The organism is Parabacteroides sp. PF5-9, assembly GCF_029893105.1.
Taxonomy (GTDB): domain Bacteria; phylum Bacteroidota; class Bacteroidia; order Bacteroidales; family Tannerellaceae; genus JARXWG01.
This window is the reverse complement of the sequence record NZ_JARXWG010000001.1, coordinates 14,516-41,014: the sequence shown is the minus strand read 5'-3', so window position 1 is coordinate 41,014 and position 26,499 is coordinate 14,516. Positions and strand designations below refer to the sequence as shown.

Below are 26,499 nucleotides of genomic sequence, written 5' to 3'. Positions count from 1 at the left end.
TTTGTGTTCCACGTGGAACAATTTGCATTATCTGCCCAAAAGGACAAGTAGAATGTTTATGTCGCTGGGCGAGATCCCCGGAATACGGCTTGCCTGAGCAATGGTCTCCGGATCGATCTTTGTAAGCTTTTGTCGTGCTTCGGTCGAAAGCGATTGTATGTTGTTGTAATCAAACTTTCCTTGGATGCGAATATTCTCCAGCCGGTTTATCTTGTCGGCTATGACTTTCTCTCGTTTGATGTAGCCGCTATATTTCATTAATATCTCGGCCGCCTCTATGATTTCTTCTTTTCTCGGGTCGGAAACTTTATTTAGTTCCTGTTGAAGGACCGGAACAATTGCTGCCAGTTTCTCCAATGTGATTTGCGGGCGCATCACCAGGTCGATCAATTTACAACCGTGGGATAGGGGAGTTGTTTCTAATTGTTCAAGGCTGTTGTTAATGTGTTGAGGTTTGATCGAGGTGTTCTCCATAAACGAAATAATCCGGTCGCGTATCTCTTTCTTTTTGCAAAGCTGATCGTAACGATCTTGTTTGGCCAATCCCAATTGATGTGATTTTTCGGTCAGTCGCATATCCGCATCATCTTGTCTTAAAAGGATGCGATATTCTGCTCGTGAGGTAAACATCCGGTAGGGTTCATCTACTCCTTTGGTGACAAGGTCGTCAATCAGTACCCCGATATACGCTTCATCTCTGCCAAGAATAAACGCATCTCCTCCGTGACAATTGATATGTGCATTTATCCCGGCCATCAATCCTTGTCCGGCGGCTTCTTCATATCCAGTGGTTCCGTTGATTTGCCCGGCAAAAAAGAGATTTTTGATCTGTTTGGTTTCTAATGTATGGTGTAGTTGTGTCGGATCAAAGAAGTCATATTCGATAGCATATCCCGGGCGATAGATCTGAATATCCCGGAAAGCGGGAATGGTTTGAAGTGCTCTCAACTGGATCTCTATCGGCAGCGAAGAGGAGAACCCGTTCAGGTAATACTCCTCGGTTGTTTCTCCTTCCGGCTCCAAAAACAGCTGATGTTGGTTTTTGTCGGCAAACGTGACGATTTTTGTTTCGATACTCGGACAATAACGTGGACCGATACTTTGAATCTGCCCATTATATAAAGGAGAGTCGGGGAGGCCTTCGCGTAAAATGTCGTGCGTGTTTTCATTGGTGAGCGTCATCCAGCAACTCAACTGTTTCAGTTGACGGTGTGATTGTTCGAGGTAAGAGAATTTATGAAAATCGTTTTCACCGGGTTGTTCGTCCATCTCTTCAAAATGTACGCTTCTTCCGTCGATTCGTACAGGCGTTCCTGTTTTCATCCGATCTGCTTTAATCCCTAAACCGACGAGTTGTTCGGTCAATCCCTTGACGGCCGGTTCGGAAATACGGCCGCCTTTCAATTGGGTTCGTCCGATATGCATTAATCCGTTCAGGAATGTACCGTTTGTCAATACAACTGCATTTGCGCGAAATTCGACATTCATTCCGGTCTTCACTCCATGTACGCGATTCTCAGCGACGATTAATTCTTGAACGGTATCCTGCCAGATATGCAAATTCGGATGATGTTCGAGAATATCTTTCCAGGCATCGATGAAACGTGCGCGATCACTTTGGGCGCGTGGGCTCCACATGGCCGGCCCTTTACTGCGGTTTAACATCCTGAATTGGATCGCTGTTTTATCTGTTACGATACCCATATGTCCGCCTAAAGCATCGATTTCACGGACGATTTGCCCTTTTGCTATCCCTCCTACAGCAGGGTTACAACTCATCTGGGCAATCTTGTTCATATCCATTGTAATGAGCAGTGTCTTCGACCCCATGCCGGCTGCAGCCGCAGCTGCTTCACATCCGGCATGTCCACCACCGACTACAATAATGTCATAATTAAATGTCATATCAATTTTCTATTCTGTTGTTCGCCTTATTTTTTTCTTCATTTGTTAGCAGCAAAAGGGCTTTATTTTCTTCTGCTTCCATCTGTTCACGTTCTCCCGGGCCTTTGTCGTTGATCCCGCAAAGGTGAAGAATGCCATGAATAATTGTACGAAACAGTTCCTCCTGATAGGGTGTTTGAAACTGCTCAGCATTCGATTTCACCGTGTCAATGCTGATAAAAAGGTCTCCTGAAATGGTCTCTTTTTCAGTATAATCAAATGTGATAATATCGGTATAATAATCATGGGAGAGATACTGCCTGTTTATTTCCAGTATTTTTTCATCCGAGCAGAAGATATAACTGATTTCACCGATTTTCTTTCCATGTATTTCAGCCACTTTTTTAATCCATTGCGTGACCGCTCTTTTCTTTATATCGGGTAATTTCACCTCTTCTGCGTAAAAGTTTATAGCCATTTTTATGCGTATATAAATTATTAAATGATCGATTTATCCGCCGAAAAACAGATAAGCCATAGCAATTGCGGCGAGTGCGCTGGCCAGATCGGCAAGTAATGAACACGAGATGGTATAACGTGTGTTTTTAATAGCTACACTGCCATAATAAAGTGCAACCACATAAAAAGTCGTGTCGGTCGTCCCTTGTGCGATCGATGCTAATCGGCCTACAAACGAATCTGCGCCATACGTGTTCATCGCATCAATCATCATCCCACGCGCACCGCTTCCGCTTAACGGTTTCATGAACATGGTAGGCAGCGCTTCTACAAAATCCGTATTTAATCCGATTGCCGCCACACTGATTCGTACCCCTTCAATGATAAAATCCATCGCACCTGATGCTCTGAATACACCGATTCCAACGAGAATAGCGACCAGATAAGGGATAATAGTGACTGCTGTTTTGAACCCTTCTTTCGCTCCTTCGATAAAGGTTTCATACACATTAATCTTCTTCCGGAGACCACTTACGATAAACCCGCAAATGATGGAGAAAAGCAATCCATTGGCAAAAAGAGTAGAATATAAAGTCACTTTTTCCTGCTCGAGCGAATTAAAAAACCAGATGATTCCTCCGATCAAAGCGATCATTCCGCCAAAAAAGAATAATAGATTTTTTTGGAACAGATTGATTCGTTGTTTATAACAAACGGCAAAAATAGCGACCAATGTGGAAATAAAGGTTGCCAATAAGATTGGCAAAAAGACATCCGACGGGTTTGACGCACCCATTTGAGCCCGGTACATCATAATGGTTATCGGGATCAATGTCAGTCCCGATGCATTGATGCATAGAAACATAATCATCGGATCACTCGCTGTATCTTTGTTTTTATTTAACTCCTGAAGTTGTTGCATCGCTTTCAGTCCCATAGGTGTTGCAGCATTATCCAGTCCAAGCAGATTGGCCGAAATATTCATGAAAATGGTACCTGTCACAGGATGATTTTTGGGAATACCCGGAAACAATTTATTGAAAATAGGGGAGCCCATTCGGGCAAAAGCTTCGATGATACCGCCTTTTTCTCCGATTTTCATGATTCCCAGCCAGAGGGTGAGTATGCCGGTTAGTCCAATGGAGATTTCAAAACCGGTTTTGGCCGAACTAAATGAAGCATTGATTATTTCTGTAAAAACGGCTGTGTCTCCTCCGATAATCAGTTTTCCTAATGCAACGACGAAAGCGACAAGAAAAAAAGCGATCCAGATGTAGTTTAGAACCATATTCTCTTACTGATTGTCCGTTTACAACAACGTATAAACGGTTCTTATTCACGCAAAAGTACAATTTCTTCTTTGGATTACAGGGCTTTTATTTAAATTTGACGCCACTTAACGATATTATTACAACTGAAATGAAGAAGATATTAGTTACCTATGAGATGTTCAGGGAAGGATTTTCGGAACTTGAACAACGTTATGACGTTACTTTTCCCGATGGACGTGATTTTACTTATGATGAAGTGTATGAGATGCTTCCTGCCTATGACGCTTTAAGTTCAATGTTTGATTTTAAAGTAGATAAGAGTCTGATTGACAGGGGTGTAAACCTTAAGTTGATCTCAAACTATGCGGTAGGTTACAACAATATAGATGTGGCTTACGCTTTGGAAAAAGGGTTGACGGTCACCAATACACCCGATCCTGTAACGGCTCCGACAGCCAACCTGGCACTTGGTCTGATGATTGATGCGGCACGGCGTATTACCGAATGCGACCGGAAATTACGTACAGAGGGAGCAAACATGAAAGTCGGTGTGCTCGAAAATCTTGGCCTTGGCATTACCGGACAAACCTTGGGTATCCTCGGTATGGGACGAATCGGTAAGGCTTTGGCAAAAAGAGCGAATGCCTGTGGCATGGAAGTGATTTACCATAACCGCCGGCCGTTGCATCTGGAAGAAGAAACACGCCTGAATGTGTCGTATGTCTCAAAAGCCGAATTACTCGATCAATCCGACTTTATTTCAATAAATGCCCCTTATACGCCAGAAACTCATCATATTATCGGTGAAAACGAACTAAATAGTATGAAACCGACGGCGATACTTATCAACACCTCCAGAGGCCCTTTGATCGATGAAAAGGCGCTTATCAAAGCCTTGAAAGCCAATGTCATAAAATATGCCGGATTGGATGTTTTTGAGTTCGGCGATTTCCCTTCTCCCGAACTGCTAGAGATGGAAAATGTCGTATTGACCCCACATATCGGCACTCAGACGGTGAAAACGCGAATTATTATGGCTCAAACGGTTTCTGATAATATCATTGGATTTTTTGAAGGCGACCGCCCAATCTCAAGAGTCACGGTTTGATGAATGAATATGAACTTTCGTTCTGTGAATGCGTGTTAGACATTAATATACAGTCTATTAAAACAGAAAAACCTGCCTCAGTAGTCCATATTATTTTGACTATAGAGGCAGGTCTTTTAGTATCTATTTATAGGATGTAATCGATGATATTTGATCAAAAACGCGTGATCTATTCCGTTGAATAGATAAATGCAATGGTGAAATGGTTATTTTTCTACCGCTTCCACTTTTAATTTGACATCGATATTATTACGAGTCGCCTTAGAATAGGGGCAGAATTGATGTGCCGCTTCGGCCAGCTCTTCTGCTTCTTTCTGAGATACTCCCGGTACTTTGATATCCATAACTACCGACAGTTTAAACCCTTCACCGTCTTTATTGATGGTGACTTCGGCTGTTATGATGGGTCGTACACGGATATTCTTTTGCAATGCCATATGACCGAATGCACCTGAGAAACAGGCAGCATAACCTGCTGCAAACAGTTGTTCGGGGTTGGAATAGTTTCCCCCTGGCCCTCCCATTTCTTTAGGTGGACGTAACTCCAGGTTGATCACTCCGTCCGCAGACTTGACATTTCCACTTCGTCCTCCTGTGGAGGTTGCTTTTGCTGTATACAATGCTTCCATATTACTTTTTGATTTTTAAGATAAGTATCTGTTTGTAGAACAATCCCAAACGGCAATTGTTCGATTCTCTTTTTTAGTCGGGGATGATATCTGTTTTATCTCTTGGGGAGAGTACTTATCATTTGCTAGATTAACGTGAGTTATAACGATTTATCTTCAAATATTCTTCAATTCGAAACTTATATCGAACTTATGTTAGATTAATAAAAGGGTGTTATTTATTTTTCGATGAATATATATCTACACATAAATGGAGAAGTCAAATAAAAATTGGGAACTATTTATCTTATTTTTTAATGCTGTATCATTTATTATTTATTCAATTATATTGATGAAGTGAACTACGGTTTTGTTAGGAGTGGATCGATATGTATATCTGTATGTCATTCTGATTATTATTATTCGAAAAATGACAATCTCTATTTTCAATGAATATCCATTCTTTTTTGTGTATACATTGAAAATAATTCAGACGAAAGAATCTTAGTTCCTCGTCTGGCAGGCAAAGAACTAAGAGTGTCTACTTGATATGATCAAAGATGTGTATAAAGATCACCTTTTCTTCCACTTTATATGGGATCATTTATATCATATTGTTCTTAAAAACCAGTTATTTGTAACATAAGTTAGAAAAATCACACTTGTTGCTAACTCATACTTTGTTCAATTTAGCTGAAATAATACCCGATTTTGCACATTTTAGGCAGAAAACGGCCTGTTTATAGCGATTTGTTCTGCATCTTCCCTCCAATTTATTGAGAAGATTTTTAAAATCATGCAGATCATCTTGGGAAGGCATCTAAATAGTTTACTTCAACCATCAGCATCATTTTTTGAAGGCTCAGAAACAGCTGAAAAAGCAGTCATAAAACCGTTTTTTTCTCTCTAGAATGTTTCTTTTTTCAGATCGAAAAAAAAGGAGGATACAATATGAAAATCATGCTTTCGCGTAAAACTAAACCCCTAAATCCTTCTCGTTTTTCCAGGTAGGTTTGTATGGGGCTCCAAATAGAAGAATGTCGGAGGGGGTCAAATGACAGATTGTTAGAATGACAAAATGGTATAAAAAGGGAATGGAAATAAAGTTATCTTTGCCGTAGTAAAAACAGATGTAACCAATCGCGTATTATGGGAATTAAAAATATTGTGTTCGACCTTGGAGGGGTGATTATTGATTTAGACAGAGAGAAGGCTGTACGTCATTTTGAACAGATCGGGGTGACTGATGCCGAAGCGTTGATCGACGCCTACGAACAAAAAGGGATCTTCCTTGAGGTGGAAGACGGACGTATCGATGCGGAAGAGTTTCGCCGAAAACTAAGTGTGCATACCGGCAAACAGCTTTCACTGGAGGATGTGACGAATGCCTGGTTGGGATTTGTGGTCGATGTTCCGCAATATAAACTGGATTATATTCTCTCCTTGCGGAAAATGTATAAGGTCTATTTATTGAGTAATACCAACCCGATCTTGCAACTGCAATGGGCGCAAACGCCCCGATTCACTGCTGCCGGCCGACCGTTGAATGACTATTTCGATAAACTATATACTTCGTATGAGATCGGGGTAACAAAACCCGACCGCCGTATTTTTGAATATATGATCGCCGATTCCGGCATGATCCCGGCTGAAACGTTGTTTGTCGACGATGGAAAAAGCAATATCGAAGTTGGAAAATCGTTCGGTTTCCAAACCTATATGCCCGTAAATGGCGAAGACTGGCGCAAACCGATTGATGCGATTTTGGAGAAATAAGAAAAGTTTGAGATTTCTCTTTAAGCGAGGCTTGAATGCTTTTTTCTTATATCAACATTAAATAGGTTATTAGTTGTAAATAGTTACCCCGCGAGGGGTCAAATATGCATAACCCCGGGTGAAACCCGGGGCAGATAACCACCACTATTCTCAGAACCCCCGAAGTGGGTTCAACCCTTATCAGGGTTGATGTGAGTGAGTTTGATTACCTGCCCCGGGTTTCACCCGGGGTTATATACATTAAAGTCCTCCGGACTTCTTAACTTTGCCAAGCGGCTTAAATAATCCAATAATTGTTTTTCTTTCGGATTAATAGGTTAAAAATACCAGATATAGGGTATTTATACAAAAATAATATCCCTATATCTGGCGTGTTTGAGGAGGCAGACTATGATCTCCTTTTATAGATTTCTGAAAATAGACTTACATAGGTCTGATATATGATCCATATATTCAACAAGAACAGAACGCTATATTTTTATTTGATATCTTGAATTATTACTGTCCTACTGGGTAGGCGAGGAGCAGACAATACAATGGTAAACGAGTTGCTCGATAATCCCATTGTATTTCGACTAACCCTTATTGTGCCTGATCCTTTACCATATGTTGGAGAGATGTTTATTCCTTTGGGGATAGGATTCAAAATTGACCAAGAATAACAGTCCTGAACTGTAATCTGGACTTCCTTTTCTTCTCCTCCAAGAGACAATGCGACCTGTGTTGGAGTTACGGTGAAAAGCGGTTGTGGTAACTGAGTGATTGTATATGTTACTGATTTCTCCGGAAAATAAGTTTTAACTGTAATTGTCCCAGTTCTTTCTGTATATGCATTATTCTGATCTACACGATAAGACACATGATATGTATTTCTGTAAAAAGTTACACTTGATTTACTTGGTTTTAGCCAATCTTTATCGGATTTTATATCGATTTTTAGACCAGGATTGCCCTCTACTTCAAAAGAATAATTAGGATCAGGATTCGTATACGGAATGTCGTTGATCGATTCTGAAGGTAATTTTAACAAGAATCCTTCTTGTGTTATTTGGACTGATTTTGATATAGTTGTTCCTGTTACTTTTACTGTAATCACTGCACTTCGTGTTGACCCACTATTGGCTGCTATACTATACGTAGCCGTCTGATTTGTCCCATTGGCAGGTGTTGGTGCGGATTTTATTGTCAGCCACGACTGGTTAGAACTGTATGTCAGTGGCAACCCATTTGTCCCATTCACAGTGAAACTCCCCGATGAGGCAGAATATGATGTGTTGGCCGAAGCAGGTGAAACGGTCAATGTTGCCGCTGCCTGTGTGATAGTGACTTGCTTTGATTTTCCTCCGGCCGTTACAGTGATTGTTCCACTGTTGGTTGTTGCTTTCTGATTGACTCCTTTTGTTTTGTACTGTATCGTCTGGTTTGCTCCTGTGGTTGTGCCTGTCGTACTCCCCACCAGTTCGAGCCATGTGCCGGCGTTGGATGTTATTGAATAGGGCATTCCTGTAGTTCCATTAAAAGTGAATCTCCCTGTTGCTCCAGCCGTAGCGGCCAGTGCGGTCGGACTGCCTGAGGCTGTTAGAGAAACAAATCCTTGTGACACATTAATCACTTTTGTTATATTCCCTGCTTTAATGGAAATCGTTCCTGTATACGCCGCTGTTGAAATATTATTCCCCTTTGTCTTATAAATAATCGTCTGACTCCCCCCTGTTGTAGTGCCATTAAGTGTCCCCGTCAGTTCGAGCCATGTGCCGGCATTAGCCGTAATCGTATAGGCCAGTCCTTTTGTCCCACTGAATGTCAAAGTCCCCGTTGTCCCTGCCGATGGTGCTAGTGTCGTCGGATTACCCGACGCTGTCAGCGTGGAAGCATCCTGTACAACCGTGATATTGGCCGTCGGACCTAATGGAGCCGCACTGTTTCCTGCCTGTATCTTTATCGTTCCGTTCCGTGTGGCCGCGTTAGGGTTGGATTGGATGGTTTTAATCTTTACCTGGTTACTGGCCGCCGTTGTGCCGGATGCAGTCACTAATGAGAACCATTCGTTCCCACTTGTAATGGACGCCTTCCACGGCAACTGCTGTGTGGCCGTAAAGGAGGCTGTATGTTCATAGTCTTTGGCTGCATTGACCGCATTGAGTGTCGATCCGGTGACGGTGGAAGCTGCTTGCCGGATGCGTACCTCTTTGGTAAGTCCGGCGTCGCTTCCTCCGCTTATGGCATTACCTGCACGAATCTGGAGTATCCCTTCACGTATAGCGGCTGTCGGATTACTTGTCGCTGCTTTAAGGTATAGGTTTTCAGGCGCTCCTGTGGCCTCTCCGCCAGAAATGGGCGAAGCATCCCTCCAAGCGATCCAGTCTGTTTTTATGAGTGCCTTCCAGGCGATCCCTTTGGTGGCTGAGAAAGTGGCCGTGAGGGTGGAAGCTGCCTGTGCTGGTATCTCGAGTGAAGTGGCAGCTGTCAGTGTAGATGGCCGCTGTGTTACGGTGACCTCTTTCCCGTCGATAGGGAAGATGAGTTTGCGTGGAGTGGAGGAGGGGTTGGCCGTAACAGCTTTTAACCCTACGGTGGTTTGTCCTTTCCCACTTACTGAACTGTTAATCGGGAAGGATGTCCCGTTGACCAATGCCGACAGCCAGTCGGGTAGTTGAAAACTCCATGGTTTCCCCGGTTGTATTTTTAGAACAAAGGAGGTTTCGGAATCTTTTTCTGCTAATAGTTCTCCGGGAGTGGTTGGTTCGGGCGATTGTCCGACCGACACCCTTTGATCGGAGAAGTCGATCCCTTGCAGTCGTATCTCTATGGTATAGAAATGGTTGCGTCGGATGTTGTAATCGTTTCGGTTGAGTCCGGGATAGAGTCGTATGACGACATTTTGATAGAGATGTCCGTTCTGCACGGCATCACCTGCGAGTTCGATATAGGTAGCGTTAGTGACGCCCTGTCCTGTTTTTTTCTTTTCGGAGTCGACGGCTTCAGCGCCGGAGGCTTCCCCTGCGATGTTTTCGGGCAGGTACCAGAAGATAGGGGAACCGGAGGAATGAGTTGGTTCGATATGTTCGGTGAATGTGATACCGGCGGCTCTGGTATCGGACTCAATAAGTTTGACTCCCTGTGGGATGTTGCAAAGTTTAAGGGTAGAGGGTATAAACTGGAAGTTACTACCTTCTACCGTATACATAAAACGAAGTTTTGCGACTGCCCGGTTCATTTCGACTTTTTGTTCGAAGAGCACATTCTGGCCTGCATCTCCATCTACTACACCTTCCCATTTCCCTTGCATCAGGAAAGGGGGTACTTGTCCGGCTAAATCTGTTTGTGTGTCATAATAGTGAACGGCTTTAATCAGATCTGCTTCAGTGGCCGCTTTGCCGGACAAGTCCCCCGCATTAGCAAAAAAATAAACCTTACAGGATTGAGCAGATTTTTTTAGTTGAATGTCAATATATTCTAAATCGACTTGTGGAAGATAGACAGTTGTTAGTCTACTGCCTTGTTTGTTGTATTGTCCGACCCAGAGATTGACAATCTTTCGTTCTTCTGTTTCTGAGAATGAATTGGAGGATCGTGTTTCTACGGATAGACTATCAATAGACTCAAGATCTGTTTTTAATGTTTTTGTCGCCAAAGTATCCGCTTCTGAGGATCCTTTTTCGGAGAAAGTGAGACTTTTGGTGTTCCACATTGAGATGGGTGGGATATCCAGATAAAACCTGGTATCGACTTCTTCTTTCGTTTCAACAGGTGGATCTATAATTAGATCGACCTCATCGCTTACACATGAAGTGATGAATAAGATGGTTGAAAAGAGTAAGGATAAGGATGAGATTATCGCATTGCGATAACGATCACATGCAAGATTTTGGTTGCGCATCTTTGTTACTTATAATTTGTTATAAAACGGTTTTGATTCGAAACTTTGTATTAATTATCAGGCCGCTGCTTTGATAATTAACCGGTTAATGTATTGTTGTTCCCCGCTTTGGAAAACTTTGCAAAAATATCTGCTTCGCTAGAGGTAGTTATTCATAAAACAGATTATTTTTTTTTAAAAACAGACTTTTGTGAATGATTCCAATGCAATATCGGACGATGTATCTTGTTTAGATAACCGATGTTTCCCAAGCTAGTAAGGTGATTTTTCCGGGCGGAATAAATGAGGGGGATAGAGACTACTCCTCAAACTGAAATAATGAAAGCTGTTCGCCATCCCATTCGATATATGAAAAGTATTGCATCCAGTCTCCGGCGATAAATAAGCGGCTCGTGCGGCTCAGCATTAAGTCGAGCATAATGTGGCGGTGTCCGAAGATAAAGAAGTTGATCTCAGGATGTGTCTGAAGATATGTTTTGGCGAACGTAATGAGGTATTCGGCAGCTTCTCCCTGATACTCCATTTCTGTTTGTTTGGTCAGACCACTTTTCCGGCTACTCAGCGACCAACCGTGGGCAAAGCCGAATGTCCAGCGCGGATGTATACCTGCATAGAGCCATTGACACCATTTATTACGGAAAATAGCCCGGATCAGCCGGAATGATTGGCTACGGTTATCTACTTCGTCGCCATGTGCCAGGAAAAAACATTTTCCGAACAGTTCCACAGTGACCGGCTCGCGATGGATGATGGCTCCAACTTCTTTGGGCAGGTAGTCGAACATCCAGATATCATGGTTGCCGATAAAAAAATGAATCTCGATCCCACTATCGGATAGCTCGGCTACTTTTCCCAGAAAGCGGGTAAAACCTTTGGGTACGACATATTTGTACTCATACCAATAATCAAACATATCTCCCAGGAACCAGATCGCTGAAGCTTCCTGACGGATACTTTCCATCCAGCGCACGAGTTTTTTTTCTAATGCAATCGGGTCTTTATGAAAGCGGGCTCCCAGATGGGCATCTGAAGCGAAGTATATTTTTTTGCGGTTTTTTTCCATGCGAGAAAAAGGGGGTTAAAGAAATCCAAGTTCCAGTTTAGCCTCTTCCGACATCATCTCTTTATCCCATTCCGGCTCGAAGACCAAATTTATCGTGACGTTTTTGATCCCTTCGACCGATTCTACTTTCATGCGGACATCTTCCAGGATAAAGTCTGCCGCCGGACAGTTGGGAGCGGTAAGTGTCATTTCGATCACTACATTTTTTTCTTCATCTACATCGACACGGTAGATCAGACCCAGATCGTATACGTTGACTGGAATTTCTGGGTCGTATACGGTTTTGAGCATTTGCACGATGGCCTCTTCTGTTTGAAGGAATTCGTTTTCCATATGTTTAATTGTTTGCATGCAAATATACAATTTTAATCTTCATTCATTCGTCCTTCATCGGCATAACTGTAGTAACGGTTGTCTGCAATGATCAGATGATCCAACAGGGAGATATCCATGAGTTTGGCCGCCTTTTTCAGTCGTTGGGTCAAGAGGTCGTCATGTGTACTGGGAGCGATGTTTCCCGAAGGGTGATTATGAAAAAGCAAAATACCGGAAGCCAGTGTCTGAATGGCCGATTTAAGGATTAACCGGATATCGGCAGATGTTTCTCCTGTACCTCCCTGACTGATCTTTTTTTTATCAATGACTTTACCGGCACGGTTGGTCAGAATAATCCATAACTCTTCGTGCGGCAGATCACCCAATAATGGGTAGAGTAGTTGAAAGGCATCCCGGCTACAGCTGATTTTGTCTCGTTGTGGCGCATCCGTATTACCACGCCTTTTGCCCAGTTCGAGTGCTGCTATAATAGTGATCGCTTTGGCTTCACCAATGCCTTTGAAACCGGCAATCAATTCTTTGATGGTCAGTTTCCCTAACGTATTCAGATTATTCTCTACAGTATGTAAGATCCGTTGAGCCAGCTGAACAGCTGTTTCCGAATGGTTGCCTGATCCAATCAGTATGGCAATCAGTTCGGCATCACTTAAGGAAGAGGCTCCTCTTTGGAGCATTTTTTCACGCGGTCGGTCTTCTTCAGCCCAATGTTTGATGGAGAGTTTCTGGTTTTGGCTTTTCATGTTGTTATTGGTTAGTCGTAGTGAATGGTTAATGTTGAATGATTATCATTCAACATTAACCATTAATTTTTACTTCGCTCTTCCTATATAGGAACCGTCGCGTGTATCGATTTCGATCTTTTCACCGGTTTCAATAAAGAGCGGAACGCGTACTTCAGCACCGGTTTCTAATGTCGCCGGTTTCAATGCGTTTGTTGCGGTATCGCCTTTTACTCCTGGTTCTGTATAGGTTATTTCCAAGATCACATGAGCCGGAAGTTCGCAAGTCAAGACTGTTTCGCTAGCAGCATGTACCATGGCTTCTACCATATCTCCCTCTTTCAGGAATTGGACACCGCTGATACTATCACCCGGGATAGTGATCTGTTCGAATGTTTCCGGATGCATAAAATTGTATCCCATATCGTCTTTATACAGGAATTGGTAGGGGCGACGTTCGATACGTACCTCTTCCACCTTAACACCGGAGTTCCAAGTTTTATCAAGTACACGGCCGGTTGTCACGTTTTTCAGTTTGGTACGCACAAAAGCCGGACCTTTACCCGGTTTGACATGAAGAAATTCTATAATGAAAAAGTATGAGCCATCAATATCAAGACACATTCCGTTTCTGAAATCAGCAGTTGTTGCCATAAAATAAGATTATATTTTTGATTAATAATTATGCTGAGAATAATTGTTATCTCACTGAATTGCATGCAAAAATAGTATATTCTTCCAAAAGTGACAAACGCAAACTGCCGAAGGCTCTGTTCTTTGGCGATAAAACAAGGAGCGATTAAGACATCAGTACAGACGAAATATACATATAGATCATCATGCCGATAATGTCGTTGGTGATGGTAATAAACGGGCCGGTAGCCAAAGCCGGGTCGATTTTCATTCGTTCAAGCGTCATCGGTACAACCGTTCCGAATATACTGGCGAACATAACGACAGCAAAAAGACTTAATGAGACGGAAGCTGTAATCGCTTTATCTCCCAGGGTGAAAAAATTATACATAAACACCACCAGGCTGATAATACTGGCATTCGTTAGTGAGACGAGAGACTCTTTGACTATTTGTCTGACGATATGCTCTTTTTTCAACGTGTTATTGGCCAGGCCTTGTACAACAATAGCTGAAGACTGTATCCCTACATTTCCTCCGGTTCCTCCAATGAGCGGAATGAACAGAGCCATTTTGGGATTCATGGCAAAACTACTTTCAAAACCACCGAGGATCACCGAGTTGCCTAACCCACCGATCATCCCGATCAGTAACCAGGGGAGGCGGGCAGCTGTTTGGGTGAATACGTTATCGGATGTTTCCACATCCTGTGAGATACCGGAAGCCAACTGGTAGTCACGTTCGTGTTGTTCGCGTACTTCATCCATCACGTCGTCGATGGTGATCCGCCCGATCAGACGTCCGATACTATCCACGACAGGAAGTGCTACCAAGTCATACTTTTCAATGGTTTGTACCACCTCCTCAATGCTGTCGTTATCATGAACAACGATCGGATCTTTTTTCATGACATGTTTGATCTTCGAGACGGAAGGATTCGTGATCAATCGTTGAAGCGGGAGTACCCCTTTCAGGCGTTCATCATCGTCGACGACGTATACATAATAAATCTCATCCATCTCTTCCTCTTCAGCCTGGTTACGCATTTCTTCGATACACTGGGGCATACTCCAATTCTCGTTGACCACGATCATCTCTGTCCCCATCAATCCTCCGGCGGTATCTTCGTCGTATTTCAAAAGGTCGACAATGTCTCCGGCCTGTTCGACATCTTCGATATGGGAGAGGACTTCTTCCTGTGTGTCTTCATCCAATTCGCGAATCAGATCGACGGCATCGTCTGATTCCAGGTTATCTACAACACGTTTGGCAATAAATTCAGGAGGTAGTTCTTTGAGTAGCTTATGACGGTCTTCTTCGTCGAGTTCCATCAACACATCGGCCGCTTTCTCATCATCAAGCAACAGATAGATATAACCCGAATCTTTCAGTTTTAATTCCTGATACAATTCGGCCACATCTGCAGGGTGCAGTTCCTGCAGAATCGCTTTTAGTTGAAGATCATTCTTTTCTTTGATGAGTTCTTCCAACTGTTCGATATATTCTTTTGTTACTTCAATCATAAGTGCTCATTTTATTCATGCATATTGAAACAACTTCTGGCTGGAGAACTGTCTTTTTAAATCTCTGTTCTTTTAAGCCAGCTGTCTGTCAAACATGTTAATTCAACAAACTGTTCGACCGAAAGTTGTTCGGGGCGTTTGTCGAATATCGTCTGTCCATAATCCGGAAAATCTTTTCCAAGCAGAGGTTTCATCGAGTTGCGTAAGGTTTTTCGGCGTTGGTTAAAAGAGGTTTTAACGACTGTCTTAAACAATTTTTCATTACAGCCCAGATCGACCCGTTTATTGCGTGTTATACGGATCACTCCGCTATTGACTTTGGGAGGTGGGTCGAATACATCGGGAGGGACGGTGAACAGATATTCGACATCATACCAGGCTTGTAACAGTACACTTAGAATCCCGTAGGTTTTACTCCCTGGCCCTGCTGCCAGGCGTTCGGCTACCTCTTTTTGCAACATCCCTGAACAGCAAGGAATATGCTCTTTATAATCGAGCACCTTAAAAAAGATCTGGCTGGAAATATTATAGGGATAGTTGCCGATGATACAAAACGGTTCGGAAAAAAACAGAGATAAATTCAATTGGAGAAAATCATCGGCAATGATCCGTCCGGCTAACGCCGGGAAGTGGCGCTCCAGATAATCGACCGATTCCATATCTAACTCAACCACCCGAAGATCATGTCCCGTCTCCAAGAGAAATTGAGTCAGTACCCCCATGCCCGGACCGATTTCCAATATCGGAAGACCTTTATAGGCATCAACTGTCTCGGCAATTCGTCGAGCCACTTCCAGATCTTTCAGAAAGTGTTGGCCTAACGATTTTTTGGGTTTAACTCCTCTCATTGACTTCTTTGATGTAAAGTGTATTGTTTTAAATTTTATGTTTATCTTTGCAGGTGCACAAAAGTACAATAAATAATTAAAGTACCCTACTTATAATGGATTTTAAGCACCTTCTTAAAACCTTATTCAAGATTGTTCTTCCGTTAGTTTTTGGGGGTCTGTTGTTATGGTATTTATACCGTGAAATGGATTTTTCCGAAATATGGCTGGTCATCAAAAAAGGTGTTCGCTACGATATCATTCTTTTCTCCCTGCTTTTCGGTTTGTTTGCGAATATCATCCGTGGTATTCGTTGGGGGTTATTGATCGATTCGTTGAGGGAACGTTATAAGTTGAGTAATGCGATTTACGCAGTCCTGGGAAATTATGCGGTAAATCTAGTCCTTCCACGTGTCGGAGAAATATGGCGATGCGGTGTTGTTACGAAATATGATAAGATCCCATTCAGTAAATTGTTCGGTACTTTATTGATCGACCGTGTGTGTGATACACTGATGGTCGGTTTTATCACCCTGATGATCTTTATCTTTAACATCGGTTTTTTCAAAAGTTTTTTTGCCAAGAACCCGGCGTTGATGGAAGGATTCCAATCGATGTTCAATTCGATCTGGATATATGTGGCGGCGATCGTACTTATTCTGATCATCTGGTTTGTATTGACTTTTATGAAGCGGTTTACGCTTGTACAAAAAGCCCGTACAATGCTGGGCAATGTGTGGTCGGGAGTTAAAAGTCTTTGGCTGTTGGAACATAAAGTACGTTTCCTGTTGTATACCCTGCTTATCTGGACGGGTTATTTCTTTTATTTTTACATTACTTTTTATGCCTTTGATTTTACCCGTGACTTAGGTGTTGTAGTCGGTTTAATTGCATTTACTATGAGCAGTATCGGAGTGGCCATTCCTGTTCAGGGAGGTATTGGTCCCTGGCATTTTATGGTGATAGCCACATTGGTTTGCTTTGGCGTAAATGAAAATGATGCCGCTGCTTTTGCCTTGGTGGTGCATACAGTTCAGACCATATGGACAGGAATTTGTGGACTATTTGGTATTGTTGCATTACCGTTAACGAATAAAGAAAGTTGAATAGTTTGCTGTAAGTCGGATTGTGCCTGATGAAGACACCATCTGTTTTTCAGAAACTAATAATATAAACTTAAAGATTAATTCTATGTCAGCAGAGATCAAAGCACTTTCTCCAAAAAGCGTATGGGGTTATTTTTATGACTTTACCCAGATACCTCGCCCAACCGGACAGATGGAAGAAGTCACACGTTATGTTGTCACATTTGGTAAAAACCTTGGATTAGAAACCGTTCAGGATGAAGTAGGGAACGTGTTGATCCGTAAGCCGGCCACACCGGGTATGGAGGGACACAAAACGGTTATTCTACAATCTCACCTGGATATGGTTCCTCAGAAAAACAGCCATGTTCAACATGATTTCACAAAAGATCCGATCGATGCTTACATAGAAGGCGACTGGGTGACAGCGCGGGATACAACACTGGGTGCCGATAACGGAATCGGTGCGGCATTGGCTATGGCGGTCCTTGCTGATACGACACTGAAACACGGTCCTGTAGAAGCGTTATTCACCGTGGATGAAGAAGTCGGCATGGATGGTGCCTTTGGATTGAAACCCGGATTTCTGAAAGGAGAGATCCTGATCAACTGTGATTCGGAAGAAGAAGGCGAATTATTCGTTGGTTGTGCCGGTGGAGCAGATCTCAATATCTCTTTTCAATATAAAGAGGACAAACATATTCCTGTAGGAGATGTGGCTGTTAAATTAAGTCTGACCGGTTTGAAAGGCGGACATTCGGGTGTCGATATCCATTTAGGTCGTGGAAATGCGAATAAACTCTTATTCCGTTTTCTGAAAGAGGGAGTTTGCGATTATGGCGCACGCCTTTCTTTTGTCGAAGGAGGTTCTTTGCGGAATGCGATTCCTCGGGAGGCATTTGCAGTCATTACTATTCCGGAAGATAATGTGCAGGCATTGTGGGAACTGGTGGCCGACTATCAGGATATGTACCGCACGGAATATGTTGGTATCGAAGACGGTATAATGTTTGTCGCAGAGATGACCGATATGCCTGAAACGTTGATTCCCGAACAGATACAGGATGATCTGATCAATGCCGTGGAAGGGTGTCAGAATGGAGTGATCAGTATGTTAAGTGATTTCCCCGGAACGGTCGAATCCTCTTCTAATCTGGCCGTGATTAAATCTACTCCGGAGATGCTCGAAGTCAAAATACTGGTACGTAGTTCATCGGAAAGCCGGAAAGCCTATGTCTGTTCTAGTCTGGACAGTATCTTTTCGCTTGCCGGGGCGAAGGTGGAATACGGAGGTGCTTATAACGGTTGGCAACCTGATATCAACTCTCCGGTTCTGAATCTGATGCTGAAAACGTATGAAGGGTTATTCGGGAAAATACCTTCCGTCAAAGTGATGCATGCCGGTTTGGAATGTGGCATTATCCAAGGAATCTATCCAGAAATGGATATGATCTCTATTGGCCCTGATCTGCAATTCCCTCATTCGCCGGATGAACGGATCAATATCCCGTCTGTGCAGAAAGTGTGGGAGTTTATTACCGCCACATTAGCGCAGATATAAATCTCCTTTACTACACGAATTAAAGTAAAGAAGTCTTTATTATACTGGTCATTACCGAAAAAATCATTTACTTTGCATCTCTTTAATTGAAATGTAAACAAATATTACTGTATATATATGGCACAGGAAGATGTTTTTAAGAAGTTGGTTTCGCACTGTAAAGAGTATGGATTTGTTTTCCCTTCATCGGAAATTTATGATGGATTAGGAGCGGTGTACGATTACGGGCAGAATGGTGTTGAACTCAAAAACAATATCAAAAAATATTGGTGGGACAGTATGACCCTGTTGCATGAAAATGTCGTTGGTATCGATTCGGCTATTTTTATGCACCCGACAATCTGGAAAGCCTCCGGCCATGTCGATGCGTTTAATGATCCGCTGATCGACAATAAAGATTCTAAAAAACGGTATCGTGCAGATGTTCTGATCGAAGATCATCTGGCTAAGATCGAAGAAAAGATCAATAAAGAGGTGGCTAAAGCCGCCAAACGTTTTGGGGAAGCCTTTGATGAAGCGCAGTTCAAAGCAACAAATGGACGCGTATTGGAATATCAGGCGAAATGGGATGAAATACATAATCGATTCGCTCAAGCATTAAATGATTCCAACCTGGAAGATCTTCGTCAGATTATTTTGGATTGTGAGATTGTCTGTCCGATCTCGGGTAGCCGTAACTGGACGGAAGTACGACAGTTTAATCTGATGTTTTCGACCGATATGGGCTCGACAGCCGATGGAGCAACAAAAATTTATCTGCGTCCTGAGACGGCACAGGGTATCTTTGTCAACTTCCTGAATGTGCAGAAAACAGGACGCATGAAAGTCCCCTTTGGTATCGCACAGATCGGAAAAGCGTTCCGTAACGAAATCGTTGCCCGTCAGTTTATCTTCCGTATGCGTGAATTCGAACAGATGGAAATGCAATTTTTTGTACGTCCCGGCGAAGAACTCGACTGGTTTAAGCAATGGAAAGAGATGCGTCTGAAATGGCATAAAGCGCTTGGGTTAGGCGATCAGAAATACCGTTATCACGATCATGAAAAGTTGGCTCATTATGCCAATGCCGCAACGGATATTGAATTTGAAATGCCTTTTGGTTTCAAAGAGGTGGAAGGTATCCACAGCCGTACAGATTTCGACCTGAGCCAGCATGAGAAATATTCGGGCAAGAAGATCCAATACTTCGATCCGGAGTTGAATAAAAGTTATGTACCGTATGTGATTGAAACATCTATCGGAGTCGACCGTATGTTCCTGAGTGTACTTGCAGGCTCGTATTGTGAAGAGACTTTGGAGAACGGAGAAACACGTGTCGTTTTAAAACTCCCTGCAGCATTGGCTCCTGTGAAGTTGGCCGTAATGCCGCTGGTGAAGAAAGACGGTCTTCCTGAAAAGGCGGAAGAGATCATTGATATGCTGAAATTCGATTTCCGCTGTCAATATGATGAGAAAGATTCGATCGGCAAACGTTACCGTCGTCAGGATGCTGTCGGCACGCCTTATTGTATAACGGTCGACCATGATACGTTGAAAGATAATTGTGTGACGATCCGTTTCCGTGATACCATGGAACAGGAGCGTGTCGCCATAGACAAACTACCTGAAATTATTACCGAAAAGGTAAGTATGAAGAATTTATTGAAAAAAATAACAGAATAAATTGATGATGAAAAAGTATTGGCATATTGTCTTGATGTTGATGTGTGCGTTCGTAATCGTATCCTGCGATGATGACGATGAGGTAGTAGTCGATGAAGTATGGAAACAGCAGAATGAGGCTGCTTTTGCGAAAATCGCTGCTGATCCGGCCTATACCGAAATAAAAAGTATCGGCAATAACGGTTCTGTTTACTATAAGGTACTGCAAGAAGGTACCGGAACAGAACGGATTCTTTATAACAGTACCATTAAAACCTATTATACCGGGAAGTATGTTGATGGGGAAATATTTGATCAGAGGGAACGTGATTATCAGGAACCAGCAGTATTCTCTGTCAATGGTATGGTCGAAGGAGCAACTACAGCCTTGCAATACATGAAGGAAGGCGACCGTTGGGAAATCTGGATTCCTTATCAGTTGGGATACGGTCTTTATGATAATTATGACTCGTATGGCAATTTCACGTTCCGTGGTGCCTGTACGCTCCATTTTGAATTCGAGATACTGGAGATCGTAGATAGTTCTGTGACTATTCAACCGAAATAAATAAAAACGTTTAGCTGTATTATAAAGAAAGGAGAGTAGACAACAAACTCTCCTTTTTTTGTAGCACTATGTTGCGAACGGATCAGAACAAAAACCGTCACGTCGCTGTCGGTTTATTCGAACATTAGAAACACTTTTTTGTTAGAGGTACCTCTAAATTGTTTTACACCTACCTCTAAATGGATTTAGACGTACCTCTAAATTATTTTAGACGTACCTCTAACAGAAAACAGAGGTACGTGTTACAGAAAAACAGTCAGAATAAGACAAAAAAGTCTTCCAATAAGGGTGAAAAATAATCACACTCTTTTTCGTAAATTCCTGCATTCTTTTGGAGTCATCCCTGTGTTTTTCTTGAAATGTTTGGAGAAAAACGACGGGTTAGGGAAGTTCAATTTGTCTGATATCTGTTGTATACTCATTTCGGTTGTGGTCAGTAATGTACGGGCATTTACCATGACAACCCGTGTAATGCATTCGGTGGCCGTCGAGCCCGATATCTCTTTGGCAATAGTGGATAAATAACGGGAGGTGATGCATAACTTATCTGCGTAGAAATCCACGGTTTTATGTTTATAATAGTGTTTGGCTATCAGTTCTTGGAACTCGAGGAATAGTCTGTTTTTTCGCGAGTAGGGTTGTCGCTGTAAAGGTTGGTTTTTCTGATAGGTAGCGACGATCTCACAGATAATTGTCAATGCCAGAAACCGGGATATCTCATAACGGAAAGGGTGTTCGGTTCGTTTATCGTGTGCCTTCAGGCTTTTACACAGAATCAGGAGTCTCTTTTGTTCGGTCGGATTCAAAGAGATACATGGATTTTCCTTTATAAACAGGTACATGGATAGGCCGGGAGGGAAATTGATGTTGTCTAAAAACTCACGGGTCGAGGCTACTGTAAATCCTTCAAAATCGGGACTTTTCCAGGCAATCTGTAAAATAGAATTAGGGAGTATCACACACATATCCCCTTTTTTGAAATGGTAACTTTGGGTGTTGACAATGATCTCTCCTTCTCCTTGCAAACAGATACAAATCCCTGCGGCATCAATCAGTCGGGGTGTTGATTCGAGGCCAAACACATTTTCTTCATACCCTTCAATCATAAAACTATCAAAGAAGGCTTCATTATTCTCCAATATGGAGAGGGATTTGATGATCTCTTGATTCTTTTTTTGCATATCGACTGTTTGAACTGTTTGAATTTCAAAATAGATATTTATTTTGATCATATCCAAGTAAAATACGATTATTTGTTCCTGATTGGAACATTTTACTGTATCAAAAGGACCATATTCACAGCTGTATTCTCTCTAATTTTGCAACGACGCTAACTAATAATTAATTAAATAGGTATGAAACAGTTATGGAGATTGTTCGGGATATTGATCCTTGGTGTTTTTTTGTTTTCGTGTTCTTCGCGAAAAGAGAAAGAAAATGTGGTGGCAACGATAAAGATTGATACTGTAAAGGTCTATGGGCAGGAACTTTCGGTGACTTTTCCAGGGAAGGTAAAAGCTTCGGCCGATGTAAATCTGGCTTTCAGGGTAGGTGGTACATTGCTGCGTGTCCCGGTGGAAGCCGGAACAGCTGTCCGCAAAGGGCAATTACTGGCAGAGATTGATCCGCGGGATTATGAGATTCAATTGGCGGCAACCGAAGCCGAATATAACCGGATCAAAGGAGAGGCTGAACGGCTGATCTCCCTGTATGAAAAAGAGAGTGTCAGTCCGAATGATTATGAAAAAGCATTGTATGGTCTGCAACAGATCACAGCCAAATACCATGCTCATAAAAATGCATTGGCAGATACCCGTCTGCTCGCTCCTTTCGACGGGTATGTACAGAAACGCCTTTTTGATGCTGGTGAGACTGTAAGTGCCGGAATGCCGGTTGTTGCTTTGATTAATAATACGTATCCGGAGGTAGAAGTTAGTCTGCCGATATCCGATTACATCCGTCGGGAGGAGTTTGATACGTATACTTGCACTTCCGAGATTTTTCCGGGAGTAACATTTCCTTTGACACTGTCTGGAATCACTCGAAAAGCCAACCTGAATCAACTCTATACGATGCGTTTGGTGATAAAACCCATTGCCGGGCAGACCTTACCTACGCCGGGGATGAGTGTTACTGTTACGTTGAATTACCGGGAAAAAGAGTCGATGTTAACCCTGATCCCGCTTACGGCATTATTTGGTCAAGGGGAAAATGGTTCGGTATGGGTTTATAATGAGAGCTCCGGAACGATCGCTGTACGCCGGGTAAAAGCCATGCATGTACAGACCAATGGGATGGTGGTTATCTCAGAGGGATTACGACCGGGTGAAATAGTGGTTACGGCGGGAGTTCATTCGCTTAAAGAAGGGCAGGTTGTCAAACCGCTGCCTCAGGTATCATCAACCAATGTGGGAGGATTGTTATGATAGATGTAAGTCGTTGGGCGCTCAACAATAAAAAATTGATCTATTTCCTGATCGCCGTGTTAGTGGTAGGAGGAGTCTTGTCGTTTTATGATATGAGCAAGCTGGAAGATCCGGAGATCCGGGTGAAACAGGCAATGGTAATCACCACTTACCCCGGTGCTTCGGCACATCAAGTAGAATTGGAAGTGACCGATTTGTTGGAGAAGAGTATCCGTTCGATGCCTAATGTGGATAATGTACAGAGCCGTTCGATGAATGATGTGTCGATGATCACGGTGGAGTTGGTCACGACGGTAGGGAATGAGGAGATCGAACAACATTGGGATATGTTGCGGCGGAAAGTCTCCGATGTGCAAGCGCAACTGCCCGACGGTGCCGGGACTTCACAAGTGAAGGACGATTTCGGGGATGTCTATGGTATGTTTTTCGCGATTACCTCCGATGGCTTCTCAGACCGTGAATTGAATGATTATGCCGAACTGGCGAAACGTGAACTATTAGATATTGCCGGCATTTCACGGGTAGAGATTTACGGCAAACGGAATGAGTGTATTCATATCGAAATGTTTCAGGATCAGATGGCTAACCTGGGTGTACATCCGGCTGAAGTGCTCTCTACCCTGAACGGGCAGAACCAGATTATCTATTCGGGTTATTATGAGAGCGACTTCAAACGATTGCGTGTTTCGGTAAACGATCGTTACAAGGAGGTCAAGGATATTGAAAACCTTATTCTGCAAGGACATGAGGAAGATCAACTTCGATTAAAAGATATTGCTCGGATCACGTTGGATTATGAAGATCCTGTACGCAATGAGTTCCGGTATGATGGGTTGAAAGCTTTGGGGATCTCTATTTCGGCACAGAGCGGCACAGATGTCACTAAGTTGGGTCAATTGGTTGAGACCAGACTGGAAGAGATAAAGGAGACACGTATTCCGGCCGGCATAGCGTTTCATAAAGTATTTTTTCAACCCGACCGGGTGAGTACGGCAATCAATACTTTCCTACTCAACCTGGTGGAGTCGGTTTTTATTGTTATTCTGGTACTGATTTTTACAATGGGTTTCAAGAGTGGGCTGATTATCGGTATAAGTCTTGTTATTATTGTATTCGGTTCTTTCCTTGTCTTGAATATGTTCGACGGAACCTTACAACGGGTCTCATTGGCTTCGTTTGTCCTTGCGATGGGGATGCTTGTGGATAATGCAATCGTGATTGTCGATGGGATTCTGGTTGATCTGAAGCGGGGGTTGTCCCGGCAAGAGGCGCTGACAAATATCGGTCGCAAAACAGCTATTCCACTGCTTGGTGCAACGATCATTGCGATACTGGCCTTTTTCCCGATCTTTCTTTCACCGGATACGGCGGGGATTTATGTGCATGATCTGTTTATCGTATTGGCCGTATCATTGCTGCTCAGCTGGATATTAGCCTTGACGCAGGTGCCTATTAATGCCGACCGGATGTTACGCCCTCAATCGGATGGAATAAATGCCGATCCTTACGGAAGTAAATATTATCAGGTATTGCGTCGTGTTTTGTTCTGGTCGTTGAGGCATAAAACAATGACTATATTGGCTGCTGTCGCATTGGTTGCCGCCAGCGCTTTCTGTTATCGTTTTTTGCCGCAGGGATTTTTCCCTGACCTCGACTATGATCAACTCTATATCGAATATAAACTGCCGGAAGGATCGAACAGTACACAGGTGAAAGCCGAACTGGCAGCGATCGAACACTATCTATTGAAACGTGATGATGTGACGCATGTTGCAACATCCATTGGCGGAACACCGAGCCGTTATAACCTGGTTCGGAGTATTGCTGATCCTTCACTGTCGTATGGCGAGTTGATTGTCGATTATGTCTCATCCAAAGCGTTGGTCGCTTCTATTGATGAAATACAGGAATATCTGACAGCCAATTATCCGGAGGCGTATGTGCGTATCAAACGGTATAACCTGATGTATAAAAAGTATCCGATCGAGGTACAGTTTAATGGACCTGATCCTGCCGTGTTGAAAGAACTTACTGCACAGGCCGAGGCGATTATGCTTGAGGCTCCCGGCACTCTATTGGTTCGGAATGATTGGGAGCCGGAGTCTCCGGTATTGATGATTGACTACAATCAACCTGTTGCGCGTAATATCGGCTTAAGTCGATCGGATGTGGGACTCTCGGTGCTTTCCGCTACGGGAGGTATACCTGTGACCACCTTTTACGAAGGGCAATACAGCCGGACAATTTATCTGAAATGTGTGGATGCAGATGGCCGTCCGGTCGAGTCTTTGGAAAATACACCGGTGTTCAGTATGATTCCTCCTTTGCAACAGCTCGATAAACAGACGATGCAAGGACTTATCACCGGTAGTCTTTCGGAAGAAGACTTACTTGAGAGCATGCTGCGGACAATACCGTTAAGCCAGGCGACAAATGGTATCCGGTTGATATGGGAAGATCCCGTCGTAGTGCGTTATAACGGGCAACGGGCTATGCGTGCACAATGCAACACCCTATCGGGATATGGTGCGGAAGAGGTGCGGCAGAGTATCCTCAAACAGGTAGAGGCTATCCCGTTGCCTACCGGATATAGTTTGCAGTGGGAAGGCGAAAGTAAAGCAAGCGGACAGGCGACGAAATATCTGTTTGCAAACTTCCCTTTGGCGATCATTCTGATGATTGCGATTCTGATTATGCTCTTCAAGGATTATCGTAAACCGGCGATTATTTTCTGTTGTATACCTCTTGTCTGTATCGGGGTAGTTGGCGCAATGCTTCTTTCCGGTAAGACTTTCGGATTTGTTGCGATTGTGGGGGTATTGGGTCTTATCGGTATGATGGTCAAAAACGGAATTGTATTGATGGACGAAATCCATTTGCAGCTGACATCGGGTGTAGAGCCGGTCAAGGCATTATTGGATAGTTCGTCGAGTCGTTTTCGCCCGGTGATGATGGCCTCGCTTACAACGATCTTAGGGATGATACCGCTTATCTCGGATGATATGTTCGGTTCGCTGGCGGTGACCATTATGGGTGGATTGTTAGTTGGGACGTTGATTATTTTACTTTTCATTCCGGTTCTCTATGCCGTATTTTTTGGTATTCATGTTCAATCTGATAAAGAATAATCTC

Annotated in this window: 20 protein-coding genes; 8 read left to right on the top strand and 12 right to left on the bottom strand. The window is 43.1% G+C overall.

The genetic code is table 11. The annotated features are described in order from the left end of the window. Positions 1 to 27: 27 nt before the first annotated feature. Genes mnmG through M2135_RS00150 form a run of 3 tightly spaced genes read right to left on the bottom strand, consistent with a single transcriptional unit; the run spans position 28 to position 3,631 of the window. Positions 28 to 1,905 carry a tRNA uridine-5-carboxymethylaminomethyl(34) synthesis enzyme MnmG gene (gene mnmG, locus M2135_RS00160; protein WP_280746538.1) on the bottom strand — a complete coding sequence of 626 codons (1,878 nt, stop codon included), beginning with the start codon at positions 1,903 to 1,905 and terminating at the stop codon, positions 28 to 30. 1 nt (position 1,906) lies between these two features. Continuing rightward, positions 1,907 to 2,362: an rRNA maturation RNase YbeY gene (gene ybeY / locus M2135_RS00155; RefSeq protein WP_280746537.1), complete on the bottom strand. Its 456-nt coding sequence runs from the start codon at positions 2,360 to 2,362 to the stop codon at positions 1,907 to 1,909. A gap of 33 nt (positions 2,363 to 2,395) precedes the next feature. Beyond that, a complete protein-coding gene (locus M2135_RS00150) occupies positions 2,396 to 3,631 on the bottom strand; it encodes a nucleoside recognition domain-containing protein (protein WP_280746536.1) in 1,236 nt (411 codons plus the stop codon). A gap of 131 nt (positions 3,632 to 3,762) precedes the next feature. Here M2135_RS00150 and M2135_RS00145 point away from each other — a divergent pair, with 131 nt between their 5' ends. Next, the gene (locus M2135_RS00145) at positions 3,763 to 4,722 is read left to right on the top strand and encodes a 2-hydroxyacid dehydrogenase family protein (RefSeq protein WP_280746535.1); all 960 of its coding nucleotides are present in this window, start codon (positions 3,763 to 3,765) and stop codon (positions 4,720 to 4,722) included. Positions 4,723 to 4,928: 206 nt separating this feature from the next. Here M2135_RS00145 and M2135_RS00140 read toward each other — a convergent pair whose 3' ends face one another. Beyond that, the gene (locus M2135_RS00140; RefSeq protein WP_280746534.1) at positions 4,929 to 5,351 is read right to left on the bottom strand and encodes an organic hydroperoxide resistance protein; all 423 of its coding nucleotides are present in this window, start codon (positions 5,349 to 5,351) and stop codon (positions 4,929 to 4,931) included. A gap of 1,125 nt (positions 5,352 to 6,476) precedes the next feature. On the opposite strand from M2135_RS00140, the gene M2135_RS00135 reads away from it, so the two are divergent. Then, positions 6,477 to 7,106, top strand: a complete 630-nt coding sequence (locus M2135_RS00135; RefSeq protein WP_280746772.1) for an HAD family phosphatase — start codon at positions 6,477 to 6,479, stop codon at positions 7,104 to 7,106. 478 nt (positions 7,107 to 7,584) lie between these two features. Here the strand turns inward: M2135_RS00135 and M2135_RS00130 are convergent, their stop codons facing one another. The 7 genes from M2135_RS00130 to rsmA all read right to left on the bottom strand — a co-directional run bounded on the left by M2135_RS00130 (position 7,585) and on the right by rsmA (position 16,107). Next, the gene (locus tag M2135_RS00130) at positions 7,585 to 10,986 is read right to left on the bottom strand and encodes a BACON domain-containing carbohydrate-binding protein (protein ID WP_280746533.1); all 3,402 of its coding nucleotides are present in this window, start codon (positions 10,984 to 10,986) and stop codon (positions 7,585 to 7,587) included. A gap of 298 nt (positions 10,987 to 11,284) precedes the next feature. Further along, positions 11,285 to 12,049 (bottom strand): UDP-2,3-diacylglucosamine diphosphatase, encoded by a 765-nt coding sequence (locus tag M2135_RS00125; protein ID WP_280746532.1) that lies wholly within the window; start codon positions 12,047 to 12,049, stop codon positions 11,285 to 11,287. Positions 12,050 to 12,064: 15 nt separating this feature from the next. Further along, the gene (locus M2135_RS00120; protein ID WP_280746531.1) at positions 12,065 to 12,382 is read right to left on the bottom strand and encodes an iron-sulfur cluster assembly protein; all 318 of its coding nucleotides are present in this window, start codon (positions 12,380 to 12,382) and stop codon (positions 12,065 to 12,067) included. 32 nt (positions 12,383 to 12,414) lie between these two features. Then, positions 12,415 to 13,125, bottom strand: coding sequence for a DNA repair protein RadC (gene radC, locus M2135_RS00115; RefSeq protein WP_280746530.1), 711 nt, complete (start codon positions 13,123 to 13,125; stop codon positions 12,415 to 12,417). 69 nt (positions 13,126 to 13,194) lie between these two features. Further along, positions 13,195 to 13,758, bottom strand: coding sequence for an elongation factor P (efp, locus tag M2135_RS00110; RefSeq protein ID WP_280746529.1), 564 nt, complete (start codon positions 13,756 to 13,758; stop codon positions 13,195 to 13,197). 145 nt (positions 13,759 to 13,903) lie between these two features. Beyond that, positions 13,904 to 15,259: a magnesium transporter gene (gene mgtE, locus M2135_RS00105; protein ID WP_280746528.1), complete on the bottom strand. Its 1,356-nt coding sequence runs from the start codon at positions 15,257 to 15,259 to the stop codon at positions 13,904 to 13,906. A gap of 56 nt (positions 15,260 to 15,315) precedes the next feature. Continuing rightward, positions 15,316 to 16,107, bottom strand: coding sequence for a 16S rRNA (adenine(1518)-N(6)/adenine(1519)-N(6))-dimethyltransferase RsmA (gene rsmA, locus M2135_RS00100; protein ID WP_280746527.1), 792 nt, complete (start codon positions 16,105 to 16,107; stop codon positions 15,316 to 15,318). Between the two features lie 95 nt (positions 16,108 to 16,202). On the opposite strand from rsmA, the gene M2135_RS00095 reads away from it, so the two are divergent. From M2135_RS00095 to M2135_RS00080, 4 genes are all read left to right on the top strand, one after another. Continuing rightward, entirely contained in the window at positions 16,203 to 17,192 is a 990-nt protein-coding gene (locus M2135_RS00095) for a lysylphosphatidylglycerol synthase transmembrane domain-containing protein (RefSeq protein ID WP_280746526.1), read from the top strand. A gap of 85 nt (positions 17,193 to 17,277) precedes the next feature. Beyond that, positions 17,278 to 18,732, top strand: a complete 1,455-nt coding sequence (locus M2135_RS00090) for an aminoacyl-histidine dipeptidase (protein WP_280746525.1) — start codon at positions 17,278 to 17,280, stop codon at positions 18,730 to 18,732. A 117-nt stretch (positions 18,733 to 18,849) separates the two neighbouring features. After that, positions 18,850 to 20,394, top strand: a complete 1,545-nt coding sequence (locus tag M2135_RS00085; protein WP_280746524.1) for a glycine--tRNA ligase — start codon at positions 18,850 to 18,852, stop codon at positions 20,392 to 20,394. A 4-nt stretch (positions 20,395 to 20,398) separates the two neighbouring features. Next, on the top strand, positions 20,399 to 20,941 hold the full coding sequence (locus M2135_RS00080) for an FKBP-type peptidyl-prolyl cis-trans isomerase (RefSeq protein ID WP_280746523.1): 543 nt from the start codon (positions 20,399 to 20,401) through the stop codon (positions 20,939 to 20,941). A gap of 299 nt (positions 20,942 to 21,240) precedes the next feature. Here M2135_RS00080 and M2135_RS00075 read toward each other — a convergent pair whose 3' ends face one another. Then, positions 21,241 to 22,173 (bottom strand): AraC family transcriptional regulator, encoded by a 933-nt coding sequence (locus tag M2135_RS00075; RefSeq protein ID WP_280746522.1) that lies wholly within the window; start codon positions 22,171 to 22,173, stop codon positions 21,241 to 21,243. 123 nt (positions 22,174 to 22,296) lie between these two features. Between M2135_RS00075 and M2135_RS00070 the strand changes: the two genes are divergently transcribed. Together M2135_RS00070 and M2135_RS00065 are read left to right on the top strand one after the other, a co-directional pair. Further along, positions 22,297 to 23,367 (top strand): efflux RND transporter periplasmic adaptor subunit, encoded by a 1,071-nt coding sequence (locus M2135_RS00070; RefSeq protein WP_280746521.1) that lies wholly within the window; start codon positions 22,297 to 22,299, stop codon positions 23,365 to 23,367. Continuing rightward, complete coding sequence (locus tag M2135_RS00065) at positions 23,364 to 26,495, top strand: efflux RND transporter permease subunit (protein WP_280746520.1); 3,132 nt, start codon at positions 23,364 to 23,366, stop codon at positions 26,493 to 26,495. Before M2135_RS00070 ends, M2135_RS00065 begins: the two co-directional genes overlap by 4 nt. The last annotated feature ends 4 nt before the right edge of the window (positions 26,496 to 26,499 follow it).